This window comes from Cellulophaga sp. RHA19, assembly GCF_002813425.1.
GTDB lineage: Bacteria > Bacteroidota > Bacteroidia > Flavobacteriales > Flavobacteriaceae > Cellulophaga.
Genome location: NZ_PHUL01000001.1, coordinates 2,075,900 through 2,096,883, shown reverse-complemented (window position 1 = coordinate 2,096,883; position 20,984 = coordinate 2,075,900). Strand labels below are relative to the sequence as shown.

20 protein-coding genes are annotated in these 20,984 nt (G+C 31.3%); 9 read left to right on the top strand and 11 right to left on the bottom strand.

The window, feature by feature from the left end:
* Positions 1-9: 9 nt before the first annotated feature.
* From priA to nadC, 4 genes are read right to left on the bottom strand one after another with little or no spacing between them, the layout of a single operon-like run.
* Positions 10-2,466, bottom strand: coding sequence for a replication restart helicase PriA (gene priA, locus AX016_RS09270; protein WP_100895336.1), 2,457 nt, complete (start codon positions 2,464-2,466; stop codon positions 10-12).
* Positions 2,467-2,474: 8 nt separating this feature from the next.
* Positions 2,475-2,915: a DUF2147 domain-containing protein gene (locus tag AX016_RS09265; RefSeq protein ID WP_100895335.1), complete on the bottom strand. Its 441-nt coding sequence runs from the start codon at positions 2,913-2,915 to the stop codon at positions 2,475-2,477.
* Positions 2,902-3,888, bottom strand: coding sequence for a YihY/virulence factor BrkB family protein (locus AX016_RS09260; protein ID WP_100895334.1), 987 nt, complete (start codon positions 3,886-3,888; stop codon positions 2,902-2,904). Before AX016_RS09260 ends, AX016_RS09265 begins: the two co-directional genes overlap by 14 nt.
* The gene (nadC, locus tag AX016_RS09255) at positions 3,888-4,745 is read right to left on the bottom strand and encodes a carboxylating nicotinate-nucleotide diphosphorylase (RefSeq protein WP_100895333.1); all 858 of its coding nucleotides are present in this window, start codon (positions 4,743-4,745) and stop codon (positions 3,888-3,890) included. The genes AX016_RS09260 and nadC overlap by 1 nt, the downstream gene beginning before the upstream one ends.
* Before the next feature lie 124 nt (positions 4,746-4,869).
* Between nadC and rlmH the strand changes: the two genes are divergently transcribed.
* The 3 genes from rlmH to AX016_RS09240 all read left to right on the top strand — a co-directional run bounded on the left by rlmH (position 4,870) and on the right by AX016_RS09240 (position 8,152).
* Positions 4,870-5,343: a 23S rRNA (pseudouridine(1915)-N(3))-methyltransferase RlmH gene (rlmH, locus tag AX016_RS09250; RefSeq protein ID WP_100895332.1), complete on the top strand. Its 474-nt coding sequence runs from the start codon at positions 4,870-4,872 to the stop codon at positions 5,341-5,343.
* A gap of 88 nt (positions 5,344-5,431) precedes the next feature.
* Complete coding sequence (locus tag AX016_RS09245; protein ID WP_100895331.1) at positions 5,432-6,991, top strand: TlpA family protein disulfide reductase; 1,560 nt, start codon at positions 5,432-5,434, stop codon at positions 6,989-6,991.
* Positions 6,992-7,000: 9 nt separating this feature from the next.
* Positions 7,001-8,152 carry a hypothetical protein gene (locus AX016_RS09240; RefSeq protein WP_100895330.1) on the top strand — a complete coding sequence of 384 codons (1,152 nt, stop codon included), beginning with the start codon at positions 7,001-7,003 and terminating at the stop codon, positions 8,150-8,152.
* Between the two features lie 65 nt (positions 8,153-8,217).
* Here AX016_RS09240 and serA read toward each other — a convergent pair whose 3' ends face one another.
* Positions 8,218-10,110 carry a phosphoglycerate dehydrogenase gene (gene serA, locus AX016_RS09235; protein WP_100895329.1) on the bottom strand — a complete coding sequence of 631 codons (1,893 nt, stop codon included), beginning with the start codon at positions 10,108-10,110 and terminating at the stop codon, positions 8,218-8,220.
* Between the two features lie 147 nt (positions 10,111-10,257).
* Positions 10,258-10,710: a methyltransferase family protein gene (locus AX016_RS09230; RefSeq protein WP_100895328.1), complete on the bottom strand. Its 453-nt coding sequence runs from the start codon at positions 10,708-10,710 to the stop codon at positions 10,258-10,260.
* 95 nt (positions 10,711-10,805) lie between these two features.
* On the opposite strand from AX016_RS09230, the gene AX016_RS09225 reads away from it, so the two are divergent.
* The 6 genes from AX016_RS09225 to AX016_RS09200 all read left to right on the top strand — a co-directional run bounded on the left by AX016_RS09225 (position 10,806) and on the right by AX016_RS09200 (position 15,716).
* Complete coding sequence (locus tag AX016_RS09225; protein ID WP_100895327.1) at positions 10,806-11,390, top strand: non-canonical purine NTP diphosphatase; 585 nt, start codon at positions 10,806-10,808, stop codon at positions 11,388-11,390.
* The gene (locus tag AX016_RS09220; protein WP_100895326.1) at positions 11,383-12,012 is read left to right on the top strand and encodes a DUF4337 domain-containing protein; all 630 of its coding nucleotides are present in this window, start codon (positions 11,383-11,385) and stop codon (positions 12,010-12,012) included. The genes AX016_RS09225 and AX016_RS09220 overlap by 8 nt, the downstream gene beginning before the upstream one ends.
* A 155-nt stretch (positions 12,013-12,167) precedes the next feature.
* On the top strand, positions 12,168-13,985 hold the full coding sequence (locus AX016_RS09215; protein WP_100895325.1) for a DEAD/DEAH box helicase: 1,818 nt from the start codon (positions 12,168-12,170) through the stop codon (positions 13,983-13,985).
* Positions 13,986-14,143: 158 nt separating this feature from the next.
* Positions 14,144-14,923: a carboxypeptidase-like regulatory domain-containing protein gene (locus AX016_RS09210; RefSeq protein ID WP_100895324.1), complete on the top strand. Its 780-nt coding sequence runs from the start codon at positions 14,144-14,146 to the stop codon at positions 14,921-14,923.
* A 47-nt stretch (positions 14,924-14,970) separates the two neighbouring features.
* Positions 14,971-15,324, top strand: a complete 354-nt coding sequence (locus AX016_RS09205; protein ID WP_100895323.1) for a hypothetical protein — start codon at positions 14,971-14,973, stop codon at positions 15,322-15,324.
* 14 nt (positions 15,325-15,338) lie between these two features.
* On the top strand, positions 15,339-15,716 hold the full coding sequence (locus AX016_RS09200; RefSeq protein WP_100895322.1) for a PH domain-containing protein: 378 nt from the start codon (positions 15,339-15,341) through the stop codon (positions 15,714-15,716).
* A 73-nt stretch (positions 15,717-15,789) separates the two neighbouring features.
* Here the strand turns inward: AX016_RS09200 and AX016_RS09195 are convergent, their stop codons facing one another.
* Genes AX016_RS09195 through AX016_RS09175 form a run of 5 tightly spaced genes read right to left on the bottom strand, consistent with a single transcriptional unit; the run spans position 15,790 to position 20,978 of the window.
* Positions 15,790-16,953, bottom strand: coding sequence for a sigma-54-dependent transcriptional regulator (locus AX016_RS09195; RefSeq protein WP_100895321.1), 1,164 nt, complete (start codon positions 16,951-16,953; stop codon positions 15,790-15,792).
* Positions 16,954-16,962: 9 nt separating this feature from the next.
* Positions 16,963-17,829, bottom strand: coding sequence for a DUF6268 family outer membrane beta-barrel protein (locus tag AX016_RS09190; RefSeq protein ID WP_100895320.1), 867 nt, complete (start codon positions 17,827-17,829; stop codon positions 16,963-16,965).
* A gap of 35 nt (positions 17,830-17,864) precedes the next feature.
* Positions 17,865-18,710: a mechanosensitive ion channel family protein gene (locus tag AX016_RS09185; protein WP_100895319.1), complete on the bottom strand. Its 846-nt coding sequence runs from the start codon at positions 18,708-18,710 to the stop codon at positions 17,865-17,867.
* Position 18,711: 1 nt separating this feature from the next.
* Positions 18,712-20,049 carry an ABC transporter permease gene (locus AX016_RS09180; RefSeq protein ID WP_100895318.1) on the bottom strand — a complete coding sequence of 446 codons (1,338 nt, stop codon included), beginning with the start codon at positions 20,047-20,049 and terminating at the stop codon, positions 18,712-18,714.
* Positions 20,049-20,978: an ABC transporter ATP-binding protein gene (locus AX016_RS09175; protein ID WP_100895317.1), complete on the bottom strand. Its 930-nt coding sequence runs from the start codon at positions 20,976-20,978 to the stop codon at positions 20,049-20,051. Before AX016_RS09175 ends, AX016_RS09180 begins: the two co-directional genes overlap by 1 nt.
* Positions 20,979-20,984: the final 6 nt, after the last annotated feature.

The following is a 20,984-nucleotide window of genomic DNA, read 5'->3' as shown; positions in this document are numbered from 1 at the left end:
GTCCTATATTTAAATATAATCTACATTGTAAATTACTCTTACTCCTTTAAACTGACCTATTGTATCAAAAGATTTTTCAATTTTTCTAATGTACTCCTTTGTTTTTCCTAAAGGCTGATCTTTTTTAATTTTTAAAACCACATTTTTCAAATACTGATTCCTAATACGCGCTACTGCGGGAAATTCTGGACCTAAAACATCATCTTTAAAAGCTACACGCAAAGACTTTGCAAACCAAGCTGAAGCATCTTCTACCTTACCATAATCTCTATGCTTAAATGTTATTTTTAAAATTCTATGTAATGGAGGATATTTAAACAATCTGCGTTCATTAATTTGGTCTGTATACATTGCCTCATAATCGTTAGTAGATACTTGTTGTAATATTTGATGATACGGATTGTAAGTTTGTATTAACACCTTTCCTCTTTTTTGCGCTCTACCCGCTCTACCAGACACCTGTGCTAAAAGCTGGTAACTACGTTCATGTGCTCTAAAATCTGGAAAATTTAAAAGGTTATCTGCATTCATGATACCTACCAAACTCACATTTCCAAAATCTAAACCTTTGGTTAGCATTTGCGTACCAACCAAAACATCTAACTCGTGTTTCTCAAAAGAAGTAATTATTTTCTCATACGCATGTTTACCTCTAGTGGTATCTAAATCCATACGGCCAATTCTAAGGTTTGGCATTAACTCTTGCAGTTCTTGCTCTACTTGTTCTGTACCAAAACCTTTGGTGTTTAAAGTTGCCATACCACAAGCCAAACAACTTTTTTGCAAAGCCATATGATAACTACAATAATGGCAACGCATTTGTTTTTTATACTGGTGGTAGGTTAAGCTAACATCGCAATTAGGACATTGTGGAGAGTGCCCACAGGTTGTACACTCTACAATAGGCGCATAACCTCTTCTGTTTTGAAATAATATTACTTGCTCACCTTCCTCAACCGCTTCTGTTATACCTAACAACAAACGTTCAGAAAAATGACCTTTCATTCTTTTTTTACGACTTAACTCCTTAATATCTACCAACTCTATCTCTGGCATTAATACATCTCCAAAACGCCTGGTAATTTGTGCATAACCGTATTTTTGCTGCTTAACATTATAAAAAGTCTCTATACTTGGTGTAGCAGATCCTAAAAGGATATTGCAATTACTATAATTAGCTAAAACAATTGCACTGTCTCTGGCGTGGTATCTTGGTGCCGGATCATATTGCTTAAAAGACGCCTCATGCTCCTCATCTACAATTATTAATCCTAAGTTTGTAAAAGGTAAAAACAGAGATGACCTAGCTCCTATTACAATTTGAGCCTTAGACTTGTTAGTTAAAACATTATTCCAAACCTCAACTCTTTCATGTACTGTATATTTAGAATGAAAAACGGCTACTTGTTCTCCAAAGTAATTTTGCAACCTAGCGATTAACTGTGTAGTTAAAGCAATTTCTGGCAATAAATACAAAGCTTGTTGCCCCTTTGCTAAACAATCTGCTATAAGTTTTACATATACTTCTGTTTTACCAGAAGATGTTACACCGTGCAACAAGGTTACTTTACGCTCAGCAAAACTTTCTTCTATAGCCACTAAAGCCTCTGCTTGGTATTGGTTAAGTTCTTTTAAAACTGAAGGCTTTTTTGTTGCATCAAAAACAACCCTGTCTGTACGCACATAAAACTCCTCTAGAATATCTTTATCTATAAGTGTTTTTATGATAGATGCTGATGACCTACTCTTCTCTTCTAACTCTTTTACCGTTATTTTTTTTTGATTTGTTCCTTGCAACTGAAAAAGAGACAAAATAACATTGCTTTGTTTGGGTGCTCTAGAGAGTAAATCTAATAACGCACTTAACTCTTCTTCTGTATTGTACTTTTCTCCCAACTTAACATACCTTACCAATTTAGGCTTGTACTGTTGCTGAACTTCTTCTTTGGTTAAAATTACGTTTTTATCTAACAAACGTTTTAAAATAGGAAGTACATTTTTTTTATCTACTATAGCTGCAATTTCTTGCACTTTTAACATAGACTGTCGTTCTAATGCCTCAAACACCAAAAACTCTTCATCTGTTAATGTATTTTCATCTACGGTAGACTCTGGGTTTTTTAATATTAGTGTTTCACTCTCTAATAAAAAAGCACCAGGAACAGCACTCCTAAAAACTTCACCTATAGAACACATATAGTACTTAGCTACCCAAGACCAATGTTTAATTTGCAGTTCTGTAACTATAGGCTCATCATCTAATATTTGATGAATATCTTTAGCCTCGTATAAAGTAGGAGCTGTTGTATGTATTTCTGCAACTAGTGCAGTATGTATTTTAGATTTACCAAAGGGTACCGCTACGCGCATACCCACTTTTAAAAAATTGGCTTCTGCCCTTGTTACGCTATATGTAAATAGTTTTTCTAAGGGAATTGGTAATATTACATTTATAAAATGCTGCATAAAGTATGTTACTCCTTAACACGTATCCAAGTTTGAGTTCTATAAATAAACGCTAAGTAACCACGAACTTTTAGTTTATCTGAATCATCTGGATCTAACCAAATTTTACATCTAAAAGTCATTGCTTGTTCTGGATCAAAAAGATATTTTCCTTTATATTCGTTTTTATCAGACTTCTCTGCATTTTTAATTATATGCAAACCTAAGACTGGAGCATTTTTTAAGTCGCCCTCACATTTTTCACAAACAGCATCTCTACGTTTAGGATCAACAATTTTAATTATTTTTCCATACATTTTTCCGTTTTTCTCATAAACGTCAATAACTGCTTTTTCTTTTCCGTTTCTATCATCAATGGTTTTCCACTTTCCAAAAACAGATTGAGCTACACTAATGTGAGCTACAAAAAATAAGATTGCAATGGTAAATAGTGTTTTATTCTTCTTCATTTTGTATAATTTTTTTCTTTAATGAGTTCTTTGTTGCATTTAGCTCAAACCCTAATAAAAGGATGTTAGCATTTAACCAAATATAAACCATCAAAATTAATAATCCTCCTAATGCTCCATACAATTCATTATATCTTGCAAACTTATCCACGTAAACTCCAAATAAGTAAGAGGTTAGCACAAATAAAATTGTTGTCATTAGTGAACCCGATGAGAAAAACTTTGTCTTTTTACCTTCTGCAGTACCAAAATAGTAGAGTATAGAAATAGACAAATAAGACAAAAATGTAAAGTAAACAACTTTAGCAATTTCGGTGGTCCATATATCTGTTTCTTCAAGACCTGTGCCAAAATAAACTTGTGTGGTGTCTGATATGTTTTCTATAACGTAAATCTCAAAATACATATAAACAATAGCACTAACTATTATTAGTATAGATAGTAGCAAACCTACCATTAAAGCATATAAATATTGTCTTAAAAAATGGCGATTTAAACTTACGTGGTACGAGTTCTCAAACCCACTAAAAATAGCATTTACACCGTTTGCTATTAAAAATATAGACAGTACAAATGTAGATGATAGCAAGCCGCCACGTTTTTGACTCATTATTTCATCATAAATCTGATCAAAAAAATAGTCGTTTATAGCATTGGGTAGCACATACTCTAAATAAGCAATAAACTCTGTATTTAAATTGGTGTCTGGATTACCAGAATCTACATAAGGTATTAAAAAAGGAATTAGTGTTACCAAAAAAATTAATAACGGAAACAAAGCCATAAATAAACTAAATGCAATAGCACTGGCTCTTGTAGACAAGGTTCCTTTTAATATTCCGTTTAGATAAAGCTCTATTAAATCATACAAAGACAAACCTGCAAAAGCCGGTAATGTCACTTTTTTTAAGAGTGATACAATCCAGTTTATTACTGGTATTTTTGCTAATTTTGCTTCTATTTCTGCCGACATTAAACTGCTTTAAGACTTAAATCCATATTATAAACAGAGTGTGTAAGCGCACCAGAAGAAATATAGTTTACACCACATTCTGCATATTCCCTAATAGTATCTTCATTAATACCACCACTAGACTCTGTTAAACATTTATCTCCTATTAAAGCAACAGCAGTTCTTGTATCTTCATAATTAAAGTTATCTATAAGAATACGGTACACACCGTCTGTCTTTAAAATTTCTTTAATTTCATCTAGGTCTCTAGCTTCAACTATAATTTTTAAGTCTCTGCCTGTTTCTTTTAAGTATTCTTTAGTTTTTTCTATGGCTTTGGTTACACCTCCTGCAAAATCTATATGGTTATCTTTTAGCATAATCATATCATACAAAGCAAATCTGTGGTTTTCTCCACCTCCTATTTTTACAGCCCATTTTTCTGCTGCACGTAAACCTGGTGTAGTTTTACGTGTATCTAATATCTTAGTACTTGTACCTTCTAATAATTTTACAAAAAAGTTTGTTTTAGTAGCAATAGCACTCATACGCTGCATAGCGTTTAACACTAAGCGTTCTGCTTTTAAAATACTTTGTGAGCTACCAGTTACGTAAAAAACAATATCTCCGTGTTTTACAGTTTCACCATCATTAATAAGTGTTTCTACTTGTAAATTTTTATCTACATAGGCAAAAACTTGTTTAGCAAATTCTACACCTGCAATAATACCATTGTCTTTAACCAATAATTTTGCTTTACCAGTTGCTGTTGCAGGTATACAAGCCAAAGAACTATGGTCACCATCACCAACATCTTCGCGTATTGCATTGCTTATAATTAGGTCTATTTCTTTCTGAAACTGCTCTTCTGAAATCATTAATTTGTTTTTGTTTTGTGCTAATTTACTAAATTGTTTTATTAAACTTTAACTGTTTTTTTGATTATCTACATAATGCAGTTGTTATCTAATAATTTTTAAAAATTGACACTATATTTGTGATATGACTATTAAGCTACTAGCCATTGGCAAAACCGATAATAAAAATTTACAAGCTTTAATTGCTGAATATGAAAAGCGATTAGGACACTACATTAAATTTAATTTAGACATTATACCAGATATAAAAAATGTAAAAAACCTGTCTGAAGCACAACAAAAAGAAAAGGAAGGCGAGCTTATTTTAAAAAAGTTGAGTTCTACAGACGTGCTTATACTTTTAGATGAAAACGGAAAACAATTTACTTCTGTAGATTTTTCTGATTACTTACAAAAGAAAATGAATGCCGGCATTAAACAATTGGTTTTTGTTATTGGAGGTCCTTACGGTTTTAGTGATGCAATTTACACTACTGCTAAAGGAAAAATTAGTCTTTCTAAAATGACATTCTCTCACCAAATGGTACGTTTGTTTGTGGTTGAGCAAATTTATAGAGGGTTTACTATTTTACGTAACGAGCCTTATCATCATAGGTAAAAAATAGCTTTAACTAATTTTTAACAGTATTATTCTTATTTAAGTGATATTAAGTTATACTTTAGAACTAAGAAATTAGTTTTTTTATATGAAGCAAAATAAACTATTATACATCACAACACTGTTTCTACTATTTAGTTTATTGTTTGCCTGCAAAAAAGACAAAACAACCACCTCTGTTAACACTAAACAAAAAAGCACCACTAAAACTTATAAACCTATTGTTATTAGCGGAATATCTAAGGATAAAAAAGCTCTAGAGTATTTTAACATACTAAATTACTCTTACCTATACGGAACAAACCATAAAGGCCAAAGCAAAAAGGTATATGACAGTGTTTATAATAATACATTAGATAGTATAGATAAACCACAAATTATTGAATTAATGAGTTTTGGAGATGATTTTTACAATACTCGTGTTTTAGTTTCTCCTGGTGATAGTATAACGTTTTCTACTGAAAAAGGGCTGTTACAATTTTCAGGTAAAAATGCTTCTCATTATAATTTCTACACTTCTTTAGATTCTTTACAGTTAAAGTGGCCTACGTTTAAAAATAACATTAAGCAATACAAAGACAGTTGCTCTTATGTATATAACGCAAAAAAACTATTCTATGAATCTTATATAAAAAACAATGTAGTTTCTAACGACTTTAAAAGTCTTGTTGGCCAAGAAATAGAATATGAATATTTATACAACTTAATGGCTCCTAGAAATATAAAGTCGGAGTGCTCTGTAAGTTATTTTAACAATACAGAAAGTGTTTTTTCTACAGTAAATAAAACTGAAAAATTAAAATCTGAAGAAATTTTTAATCCAAAAGAATACTTTAACAATGTTACCATAACTGACTTTAAAAAACCAGAATTAATCAATAATGATTATTTTAAAAGAAGTCTTACAGATTTTATTAGGCACTATTTTGTTACATATGATTATCTAGATTATTCAGAAAAAACCTTTGCAAAAGAAAAAGATTTTATAGAAAAAAACCTAGACGGAGAATTAAAGCATTTTGCCATAAGCAGACTTATTTATGATTATTACAAAAAAGGATTTGGAAACAGCAAAACTAATGTAGATATACTTAATAAAGTTATTAATGAGTATAAGCCTTTAGTAAAAAATGCATCTTACCTAAATAAATTAACTATTATTCAAGAAAAAATGAAGCTTTTAAATCTAGAACTTCCTAATATTGTTTTAGACGAAAAATTGTTAACCATTAAAGGTGACACCATACAGTTAAAAGATATTTTAAAACAAAGTGAAGATAAAATAAAAGTTATAGATTTTTGGGCTAGTTGGTGCGGTCCCTGTATTACTGAAATTAAAAAAAGCTCTAACTTTAAAAACAATTTATCTAAAAAACAACCTATTAACTGGATTTACATTTCTATTGATGAAAACCAGAAACAGTGGTTACAAAAATCCAAAACATTAGAGTCTAAATTAGAGGGCAAAGAACAGTATTTATTATTAAACAATAAATACCCTAAACTTCTAAAGTATTTAAGAGTAGAAACAATTCCTAGATATTCTATTTTAAACAAAAACAATGAAATTATTTTAGAAAACGCTCCAAGACCATCAGACAGTATAAATTTTAACCGAATTATAAATAAAATAGCATCTACTAAATAGTATTAATAATTGAAAACAAAACTTCTTTACATACTATTATTTAGTTTTTCTACCTCTTTATTTTCTCATAATATAGTACATACACTTCCTTTTAAATTAGTTAAAAACAGAATTTTTATAAAAGGCAAAATAAATAACACCTCTTGTTATTTTATGTACGACACCGGCTCTAGTGGTTTTAATATTGATCATAAATTTGCCATAAAAAACAACATAGATTTAATTAAAAAAGATGTATCAGTCTCTCTAGGAGATACATTTAATCGCTATTTAAAAAAAGAAGATAACATAAGAAGTGTATTAATTAACGAGTACGATTCTAATGCTTTTCATAAAGCAACCATAAACCTAGACTTTTTTAGACAATTTAATGTAAAAGTTGATTACCATAAAAAGCTAATAACACTAAGCAATAATGAAGAGCAGAACCTAAAAGAAAGTAATACTATCCTATTAACAAAAAACAAAGACAATTTATACCTGTACGGTTTTTATGAAATTTACAGTACAGTTACAATTGGTGACACAGTTATTTCTGGCCACTTTATGGTAGATACAGGAAATGGCAGATATGTAACGCTGTTAAACTACCCCAACAATAATTTACTCGAATTAAAAAAAAGTATTAGAGACAATTTTAGTTATGTTGACGTAACTATGCCAACAGCACATACTTCTGGCTTAGACAATACACTTATAACTAATAAAACTAAAGTACTTGTTGGGAATAAAACATACAATGGTGTGCTAGTAGATATTGCAAATACAACACTAAACAATTTTCCCAACAATAAATTTATTGGTTTTATAGGAGGCGGAATGCTAAAGCACTTTACCATTTACAGTAACCAGAACAAGCTAATACTAGAACAATCTAGAGATAAAGTAAAGGTAGCGTCTGAGTTAATTACTGATGGCTTTAAAATTATAAAAAGAGGTAAAAAGGCATTTGTGAGCACCACTTTTACTAATAAAACTAATACCGCAAAAGTTTCTTTAAATGATCAAATATTAGAAATAAATAACACCCCTGTTAAAGATTTAAGCAACACAAAAATAGAGCAACTAAAAACAAAACTAGAAAATATTATTAGTTATAAATTAAAAAGAAAAAAGAACATATTTTTTATAAAAACTGAAGTTAAAAATTTTCTAAAATAAGATGTAATAAAAAAAGACTGCACTTTTAAGTACAGTCCTTTTACTTACTTGTAATATGTATATTACTAATAAAGCACTCTAAACTTAATAGTATTTTCTACCTTTTTTAGAGCCTTAATAACTTCTTTATTATACTTTTTATCTAGGTCTGTAATTACATACCCCACCTCATTGTCTGTAGATAAATACTGACCTGTTATATTCATTTCGTATTCTGCTAAAACCTTATTTATTTTAGCCATTATACCTGGTACGTTTTTATGTATATGTAAAAAACGGTGCGCATTTGTTTGCCTTGGCAAACGTATACTAGGGAAATTTACAGCATCTACGGTATTACCAGAGTTAATATACTCCATAATTTTATTAGGTACAAAATCTGCAATATCTCTTTGCGCTTCTTCTGTACTACCACCAACGTGCGGTGTTAATATTACGTTTTCTAACCCTTGCAGCTCCGTAAAAAATTCACCATTACTACGTGGTTCTTCTGGATAAACATCTACTGCTGCTCCGCCAATTTTTCCGCTTTTTAGTGCTGCTACTAAAGCTTGTATATCTACTACAAAACCACGAGATAAGTTTATAAGCATAGCTCCGTTCTTCATCTGCTTAATTTCTCGTTCACCAATAAAGTTCTTGTTAGCTTGGTTATCATCTATATGCAACGTAACAACATCAGACACATTTAACAAGTCTTCTAGTGTATTACATTTAATTGCATTACCAAGTGCTAACTGGTCGTTAACATCATAATAATACACTCGCATACCAATAGCTTCTGCTAAAACAGATAATTGCTTACCAATATTACCGTAACCTACAATTCCTAATTTTTTACCACGTACTTCTCTAGAGTTTATAGCAGTTTTATTCCATTGTCCATTGTGAATTTCCTGACTTCTAGGAAACACATTACGCATTAACGTAATTATTTCTCCTATAGCCAACTCTACAACAGAACGTGTATTACTATACGGAGCGTTAAAAACAACAACTCCTCTTTTTTTAGCACTTTCTAAATCTATTTGCGTAGTACCTATACAAAATGCACCTACTACCAATAACTTATCTGCAGCTTCTAATACCTTTTTGGTTACTTGTGTTTTAGAACGAATACCTAAAACGTGTACTCCTTTTAATTTTTCTATTAATTCCTCTTCTGGTAGACTGTGCTTTACTAACTCCACAGAAAAACCATCTTCAGATAAATTATGAAATGCTGCCGGATGCACATTTTCTAACAGCAATATTTTAATTCTATTTTTTGGGTATGATATTTTCCTTGGTAAATCGTTTACAAACAGAAATTCATCCATATTTGGCGTAACGTGGTCTGCATTATCTGTAGCTTTGTCTCTGCTCACATTTTCTGTGTATGCAAAAAACTTATCTGCAATACCAGCTTCACGCATTACATAATCACTATACCCATCTCCTATTACTTGTACTTCTCCTTCTAAATGTAGATTTTTAAGGCATTCAATTTTTCCGTTGTGAGACGCCAATACATTAGCTTCATCAAAACCAACAATATTACCATCCTCATCAAACTTAAAAGTATTAGCATACACTTTTTCTGCTGGTATGTTGTACTCCTCTACAATAGGATCTATAAACTCTTTAAAACCACAAGAAATAACATAAATATCATCAGAATAATTATGAAAAAACTCTTTATTAGTTTCTATAGACTTAGAAATTTTATCTCTAAGCTCTTCTACCAATTGTGTTAAATGACTTTTGTGAGCGTTTAAAAGTTTTATACGCTTCTCCAAGGATTCTGTAAAGGAGATATCGCCATCTATTCCTAGATTGGTAATTTCTTGTATTTCTTTAATAATTTCATCTTTGTTAGCATTACCTTGTAATGTAATTTCAGCTAAAACATCTAAAGCTTCAACTCTGGTTAGAGTGCTATCAAAATCAAAAACATATTTTCTCCCTTGGTCTACCATTTTAAAAAAATTTAAGTAGTAAAAGTAAAAAATATTAGTGTTTAAGCAGTTAAATCAAAATAAAATTAAAGCAAAAAAGGCGTATCATCACATATGCTATAAAAATTGTTTTTTAAGCACCCTTAAATTAAGAATATGATAATAAAATTAAAACCAACGACGCACTTTTTTAGTGTAACTCGTATATTCTTTACCAAACTTTTGGGTTAACATTTCTTCTTCTGGTTTTATTTGGTAAGCATTCATGTAAGACACAAAACCAGCTGCTATTAACATATTAAAAGCATTGCTTAAAAATAAACCCCAACCAATAAGTAATAACAACATTGCTAAATACATTGGGTTTCTTGTAAACTTATAAATACCTGTAGTTACCAATGCACTAGTTTTGTTAAGGTTTTTAGGATCTACTGTTGTTTTGGCTTTTAAAAATTTATAGGTTGATGCTGCTAAAACCAAAAGCATAACCACTAACAAACCTTTTAAAAGCATTGTTCTTCCAAAAAAATCAAAAATTCCAAAAGGTAAAAACCTAGCTAAAACATACATTACCAATCCAAACACAAAAACCACTACTACTGGCGGAAGCTTTAAAGACATACATTACTATTTTTAAGAAAATAAAATTACTACTTTTGCGCTTGTTTTTTTAGGTTTTCACCTAAAGAATTACAAAAAACAAATAAGCATCACCAATGAAAATAGTATTTGCAACGCATAACACTAACAAGTTTAAAGAGGTAGAGGCTCTTGTTCCTAAAAACATTACACTGGTTTCTTTAACAGATATTGGTTGTTTTGATGATATTCCTGAAACCGCAGATACCATAGAAGGTAATGCCAAACAAAAAGCAAATTACGTTACAGAAAAATATAACTTACCTTGTTTTTCTGATGATACTGGCTTACTAGTAGATGCTTTAAACGGAGAACCTGGTATTTACGCTGCTCGTTACGCCGGTGAACAAAAAAGTGCAGAAGATAATATGAACAAATTACTATACAATTTAGGTGATAGTAACAATAGAACTGCACATTTTAAAACTGCTATTGCATTAAATTTAAACGGGGAACAACATATATTTACAGGCATTGTAAACGGTAAAATAACTAAAAGCAAACAAGGTAAAGATGGTTTTGGGTACGATCCTATTTTTACCCCAGAGAACTACAACCTTACTTTTGCAGAGCTACCACTTAGTACAAAAAACCAAATAAGCCATAGAGCTAAAGCAACACAACAATTAATTACTTTTTTAAAAGGATACAAAAATGCCTAAGCAAACCGTAGAAGTTTCAGTAGCATCTGAACGTGCCGAAGCATATGGTGGTGTACTTATTGCATTTTTTGCTGCACTTATGGCTATTTCTCAATTAGTAAACGGCGAATTAGAGGAAGAAATGATGATTGCTCACAATAAATTGGTCAATTATTCTAGCTGGTATCAGTCTAAAAGCATAAAAGAGAGTTTAAAAGAAAGTGAATTAGACAATCTTGAAGCACTGCTTTATACAAATGCAATAGCAGAAGAAAAAAGAGATTTTGTTTACAGTAAAATTGAAAAAACGAAAGCTAAAATTGAAAAATACAAAGCAGAGAAGCACGAGATTTTAATTGGCTCAAAAAATATAGAAAAAAAAGAGTGGACACAAGACTTAGATGGCAAAATGGGTGTAATAACTGGTATTAACGAGTGGAAAGTACTTGCTAACAAATATGATATTGCCACTCGTAAGTTTGATTTTGGTGTTCTTTTTTTTCAAATAAGTATTGTTTTAGGTGCTGTCTGCATCATAATTTATGACAATCCTAAGTTGCAAAAATCATTAGTAGTTTTAATGATAATTTTTGGTGTTATTGGTGTTGTTATGTCTGTATATGGTTATAGTCTTGCACCATAAAAACAAGTATTATCTATGTTGTATGGTTATTCAAAATATTTAGAGTACTTTTGCACTTTATTAAAAACGCCGCTGGTATAGCATGTGTTACTCTGAGTTATAATATGATAAACGCTCTATGTAACATACATATTTGCGATTAAGAATAACATATTATGACAAAATTTGAAGCATTAGGGCTAGACAAGTCCCTACTTGATGCTATTGTAGATCTTGGGTTTGAATCACCTTCAGAAGTACAAGAAAAAGCAATTCCAATCCTTTTAAATGAAGACACAGACCTTGTAGCATTAGCACAAACAGGTACTGGTAAAACTGCAGCTTTTGGTTTTCCGTTAATTCAGAAAATTGATTCTAGTAGCAGAACTACTCAAGGATTAATACTTTCACCAACACGTGAACTTTGTTTACAAATTACAAACGAGCTTAAAGCGTATTCTAAATACGAAAAAGGACTTAATGTAGTTGCAATTTACGGTGGTGCTAGTATTACAGACCAAGCAAACCAAATTAGAAGAGGAGCACAAATTGTTGTTGCTACTCCTGGTAGAATAAAAGATATGATTAGCCGTGGTATGGTTAACATTTCTAAATTAGATTACTGTGTATTAGATGAAGCTGATGAGATGTTAAATATGGGCTTCTATGAAGACATTAAAGACATTTTATCTAACACTCCAGATGAAAAATTTACGTGGTTATTCTCTGCAACTATGCCAAGAGAAGTTTCTACCATTGCTAAAAAATTCATGCACAATCCACAAGAAATTACAGTGGGATCTAAAAATGCAGGTGCAACTACAGTACAACATGAGTATTATGTTGTTGGCGGTAGAGATAGATACCCTGCATTAAAAAGATTAGCAGATACCAATCCTGATATTTTCTCTGTTGTTTTTTGTAGAACTAAGAGAGATACACAAAGAGTTGCCGAAAAATTAATTGAAGACGGTTACAATGCTGGTGCTTTACACGGAGATTTAAGTCAAAACCAAAGAGATTTGGTAATGAACGCTTTCCGTAAAAAACAAATACAAATGCTTGTTGCAACAGATGTTGCTGCACGTGGTATAGATGTAGATGATATTACACACGTAATAAACTACCAATTACCAGATGAAATAGAAACATACACTCACCGTAGTGGGCGTACTGGTAGAGCTGGTAAATCTGGTGTATCTATGGTTATTGTAACTCGTAGTGAGTTACGTAAAATAAAAGCCTTAGAAAGAAAGCTACAAACTGAATTTTTATCAAAAAAGATTCCAACAGGAATGGAGATTTGTGAAATTCAATTACACCATTTAGCTAATAAAATTAAAGATACTAAGATTAATGAGGAAGTAGAAAGTTACTTACCTGCCATTAATGAAATATTAGAAGGTTTAGATAAAGAGGATCTTATTAAGAAGATTGTTTCTGTAGAGTTTACTCGTTTCTTTGACTACTACAATAAAACTAGAGACTTAAATGGCTCTGACCGTGGAGAAAGAGGAGATCGTGATGAACGTGGCAGAAACAAAGCAGAAATACCTACAAGTGGTTCTGTACGTTACTTTATTAATGTTGGTGAGCGTGATGATTACGATTGGATGACATTAAAAGATTTCTTAAAAGAAACAGTTGGTCTTGGCAAAGAAGATGTGTTTAAAGTAGATGTTAAAGAAAGTTTCTCTTTCTTTAATACAGATGCAGAACACTCTGAAAAAGTATTAGCAACGTTTACTGAATTTAAAGTTGACGGAAGATTTGTTAACGTAGAAATATCTAACAACCCTGGTGGTGGCGGAGGCCGCAGAGGAGGAAGAGATCGTGGTGGACGCGGTGGCGACAGAGGTCGTTCTTCTTCTCGTGGAGGAAGAGATAATAGAAGCGGCGGTGGAGACAGAGGTCGTTCTCGTAGCAAAGACAGTAGAGGAAGTCGCGATAGCGGTGGAGGATACGGAAACAAAAAAAGCAAAAGAAGATACTAGTCTTTTTAAGTTAATAGAATACTAAAAAATACGCTTCGGCGTATTTTTTTTGTTTATTTACCAACTTAAATCAAAAATTTAACCCTTACACCACAGCTAAAGAGATAAACTTTAATATCTTAGACTTTTTAGTAGAAGATAAATGACACCACCTTTTTATGAACAAATACATCCTACTTATTTTTAGCTTAGTTACATTTATTGGATTTCCTCAAGACAAAAAAGCTAAAGAAAACAAAAATGAGTTTTCTGCAACAATTATAAATTCGCAGACAGACGAACCTATGCCTAGCGTGCACATTGTAAACCTAAACCAAGTAAAAGGTACCATTACAGATCAAGATGGTAAGTTTACAATACCCGCAGTTGCTAACGATACACTTTACTTAACGTATCTTGGTTTTAAATCTCAAAAAATTAAAGTAACTAACGATATGCTTAAATTTAAGGATACAGAAATTACCTTAACAGAACTAGCATTTGCGCTAGAAGAAGTTGTTGTTAAACCATACCAACTAACAGGTTTTTTAGAGATAGACGCTAAAAACGTGAGTTTAAACGACTCTTACCAATACGCAATATCTGGACTAAACACAGGTTATGAAGCTGGTAATAAAAACCCAAGTGCAGTTACAAAAGTACTTGGCGCAATATTAAACCCTGCAGATTTACTCCGTAATTTATTTGGAAAAAAACCTGCACAAATGCGTAAACTCCGTCAAATTAAAGAAGATGACCGTATTAGAGATTTGCTAGCAGCAAAGTTTGATAGAGAAACACTAACAGAATTACTTCAATTAGAAAAAGTAGACATTGAAGACATTTTAAACAACTGTAACTACTCTAAATCTTTTATACAAACTGCCAACGATTTACAAATTTTAGACGCTATTAGCGGTTGCTACGAAGAATATAAAGTACTAAACAGAAAAAAATAACAGTATAAAAATTACTGTTTAAAAAATACATACACCTTAGATTAACTATGACTAAATTAGAATTTTTACAGAAGAACGTTTTTACAGATCTTAAAAATTTAAATACTGGGTTTGACTCTGAAGAAAACTTTTATTTCTCTGAGTTAGATTTTGCAATGGTTTTAGAGCGTATAGAATACTTTGGTATTGGAATACACGCTATTAAACCATATATAAATGAAGAATTTGGTACAACTAAAACCAATGAAGATTACAGAAAAAAAGCTACCGATGCCAAATGGTACAAAAGAGCTTATTTTGATTTAAAAAAGGCAACACCAAAAATGATATATACTGCAGATTACAAAGTATCTGCAAAGTTGCTTAACAAAGACGAGAACAAAACTGAAGAAGCAAACTAAACCTTAAGCAAACAATGGGATTATTTAATAAAATACTTGGTAACGCTAGTGAGGTATCTGTAGATAAACTTAATGAAAAATACGGAAGACTTCTAATAGACGGTGAACAAGTAGAATTAGGCTTTAAATTAGTAAGAGACACTTTCATGTTTACGAACAAACGCTTAATATTAATAGACGTACAAGGACTTACTGGCAGCAAAGCAGAATATAAATCTATGCCATACAAAAGCATTTCTAGATTTTCTTTAGAAACAGCTGGTACTTTTGATTTAGATGCCGAATTAAAAATTTGGATTTCTAGTGAAAACCTCCCATCTGTAAGTAAAAAATTTAATAAAAGCATAGATGTTTACGAAGTACAAAAATACCTAGGAAGCAAAGTGATGTAATACTCATAAACCTATAAATACAAAAAAGCCTAGATTTAAAATCTAGGCTTTTTTGTATTTGTTAAAACTATTATTACTTACTAGCAAATAATTTTACATCTTCCTCTGTTACCTCTTTTCCGCCTAAAATAATTAAACGTTCTACCACATTACGCAACTCTCTAATATTACCTGTCCAGTCATAACTCTTCAATAATGAAATTGCTTTGTCTGAAAACACTTTTTTAGTAGTTCCTTGCTCTTTGCTAATCTTATCTGCAAAGTAGGCTATTAATAAAGGAATATCATCTCTCCTATCATTTAAAGCAGGTACTTTTATAAGTATTACCGCCAGTCTATGGTATAAATCTTCTCTAAAGTTACCATCTGCTATTTCCTTTTTTAAATCTTTGTTTGTAGCTGCTACTACTCTAACATCAACCTTTATATCTTTATCTGTACCTACTCTAGATATTTTACTTTCTTGCAAGGCACGCAATACTTTAGCTTGCGCAGACAAACTCATATCTCCTATTTCATCCAAAAAAATAGTTCCCTTATTTGCTGCTTCAAACTTACCTGCCCTATCTTTTACTGCAGATGTAAACGCTCCTTTTACGTGACCAAAAAGTTCACTCTCTATTAATTCTGATGGTATTGCGGCACAATTTACTTCTATAAATGGCGCTTTACTACGTGGACTTTTTTCATGCAACCAATGCGCAACCAATTCTTTCCCTGTACCGTTAGACCCTGTAATTAAAACACGCGCATCTGTAGGGGCTACTTTCTCTATCATATCTTTAATTAAAGCTATGCCATCACTCTCCCCTACCATTTGGTAATTTTTACTTACTTTCTTTTTTAACTTGGTATTTTCTACCACTAAATCTTTACGATCTAATGCATTACGTACCGTAGTTAACAACCTATTTAAATCTGGCGGTTTAGATATATAATCAAAAGCACCTAAACGCATTGTATTTACTGCTGTATCTAAATCTCCGTGACCAGATATCATAATAAAAGCTAATTCTGGCTTTAATTTACGTGCAGCCTCTAATACCTCTACGCCATCCATTTTAGGCATTTTAATATCACACAAAACTAAATCATAATCGTTTTTTTTAATAGCATCTATACCTTTTAAACCGTCTTCTGCCTCTTCAACATTATAGGTATCACTCTCCTCCGATAAAATTTTTACCAAAACTCTGCGTATTGCAGCTTCGTCTTCTATTACTAATATTTTTGACATATACGTGTTTTAAAAAATTCCTATTTTAAATCCTGTTTTAAAATATACATTACCATCGTCATATAACGAATATACACTTTTTCTTTCTTCATCTCTTAACAAACCCCTTTGAGATAAAGTGTGACCTGCTAAACAATAAAAAGAAATGTTTTTATTAATATTATATTGGTAACCAAAAGCACCTACCACAACAGATAAAGACAAACCAGAGCCTAAATCATTATCTGGCAAAGCAATATCATTTTGCACATTTACAAAATAACCATCCAATAATAATGCCGCTTTAAAAGTGTGGTGCTGTTTCAAATGATATTTAAACTCCATTCTAGGAACACCAACCATATAAGACCAATTAGGATGAAATTTTTTATAGTAACTTACTATTGGTAAAGGAACATCAAAACCTGTTGCATTATTATAAGACAAGCCCAGTATTAAACGAGTAGGTTTTTCCTTTTTCATATCTGCCTTTATAGCAAGTACAGAATAATTTAAATTAAAATCTTCCTTCTGCACTCCGTTGATAAAATTAGAAGCCAACCTTGGTGTTAGCAAACCAATAAAAGTCCATTTTTCATTTAAAATATGCGCATAACCCAAGTTAAGATCTACAATTCTTAATTTCTCTAACTCCTTATCATCAAACTCATAAATACTATCGTTTGCAAAGTCTATGATACCATATTCCGCACCAGTAATTATGTAATTTTCATCATTTAATTTAATAGGTAAATTTGCTAAGAATCTAAATCTAGAAATACTTCTAGAGGACTCTTTTTTTGGCAAAGTAGTATACTCTAACCTTACAATGTCTGAGCTTTGTGATAAAGCACATTGTACCATTAGAAATATACAAACCCATAAAAGCTTCTTCATATAAGACACTAATGTATACGTAAATATCAACTAAATTATTTATTAATAATATGTATATCTCTTTGTGGAAAAGGGATAGAAATATTATTTTTTCTAAAAGCCGCGTCTATTAAAAAACGCAAATCACTTTTAATTCTAGGGTCGCCGTAACTATCATTAGTATAATAATTCACAGAAAACATAAGTGCAGAATCTCCAAAATCTTCAAATAGTACAAAAGGTGCCGGATTTTTTAGAATTCCTTTTTTACCATCTATAATCTCTAATAACAACTTAGACACCAATTCTACATCACTACCATACGCAACACCTATTTTCACATTTTCTCTTGTAGTTTTATGGTTTTGAGTATAGTTGTAAATACTATCTGTTAAAAATTTATGGTTAGGTATAACAATTACCTTGTCATCTCTGGTTAAAGCCCTTGTTGTTCTTAATCTAGTTTCAAAAACTCTACCAACTTTACCCTCTACCTCTATAATATCTCCTATATGTAAAGATTGATCTAAAATAATTAAAATTCCAGAAATTATATCCTGAAAAAGGTATTGCAGTGCAAAACCTAAACCAACAAATAAAGCGGCAGATGCAGTAAGCAAAACAGTTAAATCTACACCAGAAGAATGCAAAACAGTTATTACTGCTAGGATGTACAAAAAGTACTTTAAAAAATTAAATATACTTAAAAACTTATTTTTATCATCTTGCGGTAATTTAGCAACAACTATTCTATGTATGAGTTTTAAAATATAGGTAACAGCCAAAATAGCCACCACAATAGTAACCAAAGTACTTACCGTAATAACTACTTTATCACCATCTACCAACTTGTAAGACATTAAGTCTTTTAAGTATTTAAGAATATTTTTTAACTCTTCCATATTAATATTTTAACCACTTATATAAATCTTTATAACTTGGCTTTTTACCATACATTAAAATACCTATTCTATATATTTTTGCTGCCAACCACACAATAGATAAAAAGGTAACTATTAATAACAAAACAGAAACTACCAATTGCCAAACTGGCACACCACCTTCCCCTATACCAGAAGATAAACGCATTAACATTACTATTGGAGACGTTAACGGAAATAAAGAAAACCCAACTGCCACTGGCCCATGAGGGTTACTAAAAACCGAAATAAAACCAACATAAATAGCTAACATTAGTGGTGATATTACAGGTAACATAAACTGTTGCGTATCCGTTTCATTATCTACAGCAGCACCTATTGCCGCATATATAGAACTATAAATTAAATACCCTAAAACAAAATATACCAAGAAAAAGCTAAACAAAGATACCCACGGTATTTGTAAAAACATTTCGGCATATTGTTGTATGTTATCCTCCATACCGCCACTTGCCATTTTCATAGCTTGTGCTTGCGGTAAACTAGAACTACCATTTTGCAAGGCAGTCATATCTAAATCAAAAATTAAAAATACAATTAAAAATAAAATAGAACCAGATACTACCCATATTACAAACTGAGTTACACCCGCCAAAGATGTTCCTATTATTTTACCCATCATTAACTGAAAAGGCTTAACCGATGAAATAATAACTTCTATTACCCTACTAGTTTTTTCTTCTATTACACTACGCATTACAAAACTACCGTAGATTATAATAAACATCATTATTAAATAGCCAAAACCACCACCAATTATAGCGTTAAGCTCGTTTAATCCTTTTAAATTTTCTTTTCCTTGAAATGTAGCCGTATGTATAGAAAAGTTTTTGCTAATAGAACTATACTGCTGTTCTGAAACCCCTAAACTCTCTAATCTTTTTTGTTTTAATCTATATTGAAAAATATCTTCTAAATCCTCTAAAAAACCATCTGTAGGAGATTCTTTAGAGAAAAAATATGAAGATTTTGCCACATCTTCTAAAGTTTTACCATTTGGTATAAAAACCAAACCATAGTAACCAAGTTGCTCTGTAGAATCTTTAGCCTGCTCTAAACTTATATTTTTAAAACGCACTACAGATGTGCTTTCTGTATTTATGAAATCATCTGCATAAAAACTACTCTCATTTAATACAGTAATAACTCTTTTATCACTATCATTTAGCATTGCTAAATACAAGACCAAAGCAACCATACCTACCATTAAAATAGGACTTAAAAAAGTCATTATTATAAACGACTTGTTTTTTACTTTAGCTAAATACTCTCTTTTTATAATTAAGCTTAATTTACCCACTACTTTGTTTTGCTTTTTACGGTTTGTATAAAAATATCGTTTGCAGACGGTATTGTTTCTACAAAGTGGTTTACTTTTCCTTTTTCTGATAAATACCCTAACAATGCACCTGTATCATTAGAAGGCAATTGTATTTTAAAATCTAACTGCTTATCTTGCTCATTGTAAGATGGTGTCCATATTTTATGTTTTTCTTCCAACTTCTTTAAAACATCATTCTGCTCAGATACTTGCAACCCTACATTAAAAATATTGTTTTTATATTCTTTTTTAATGTCTGATAATTTTCCGTCTAGTATTTTTTCTGATTGATGAATAAGTGCTATGTACTCGCACAATTCTTCTACAGATTCCATACGGTGAGTAGAAAATATTATTGAAGCACCTTCTTCTTTTAAGTGAAGAATTTCATCCTTTATTATATTAGCATTTATAGGATCAAAACCACTAAAAGGCTCATCAAAAATTAATAATTTAGGTTGATGAAGTACAGTTACAACAAACTGTATTTTTTGCGCCATACCTTTAGATAATTCCTGCACTTTCTTATTCCACCAATCTCCTATATCTAACCTATCAAACCAATATTTAAGTCGTTTTGTAGCTTCTGCCTTAGATAAGCCTTTTAACTGTGCCAAATACAAAGCCTGTTCACCAACCTTCATACTTTTATACAAACCTCTTTCCTCTGGCAAATAGCCAATAGTTGCTATATGCTCTGGTTTTAAGGGTTCGCCATCAAAAAAAACAGCACCAGTATCTGGAAAAGTAATTTGATTTATAATACGTATTAGCGTAGTTTTTCCTGCGCCATTAGGTCCAAGTAGACCATATATACAATTCTTAGGAATTTCTAAGGAAACATTGTTTAGGGCTGTATGGTCTCCAAATTTTTTAGAAACACCTTTTGCCGCCAAAATAGTACTCATTTTCAC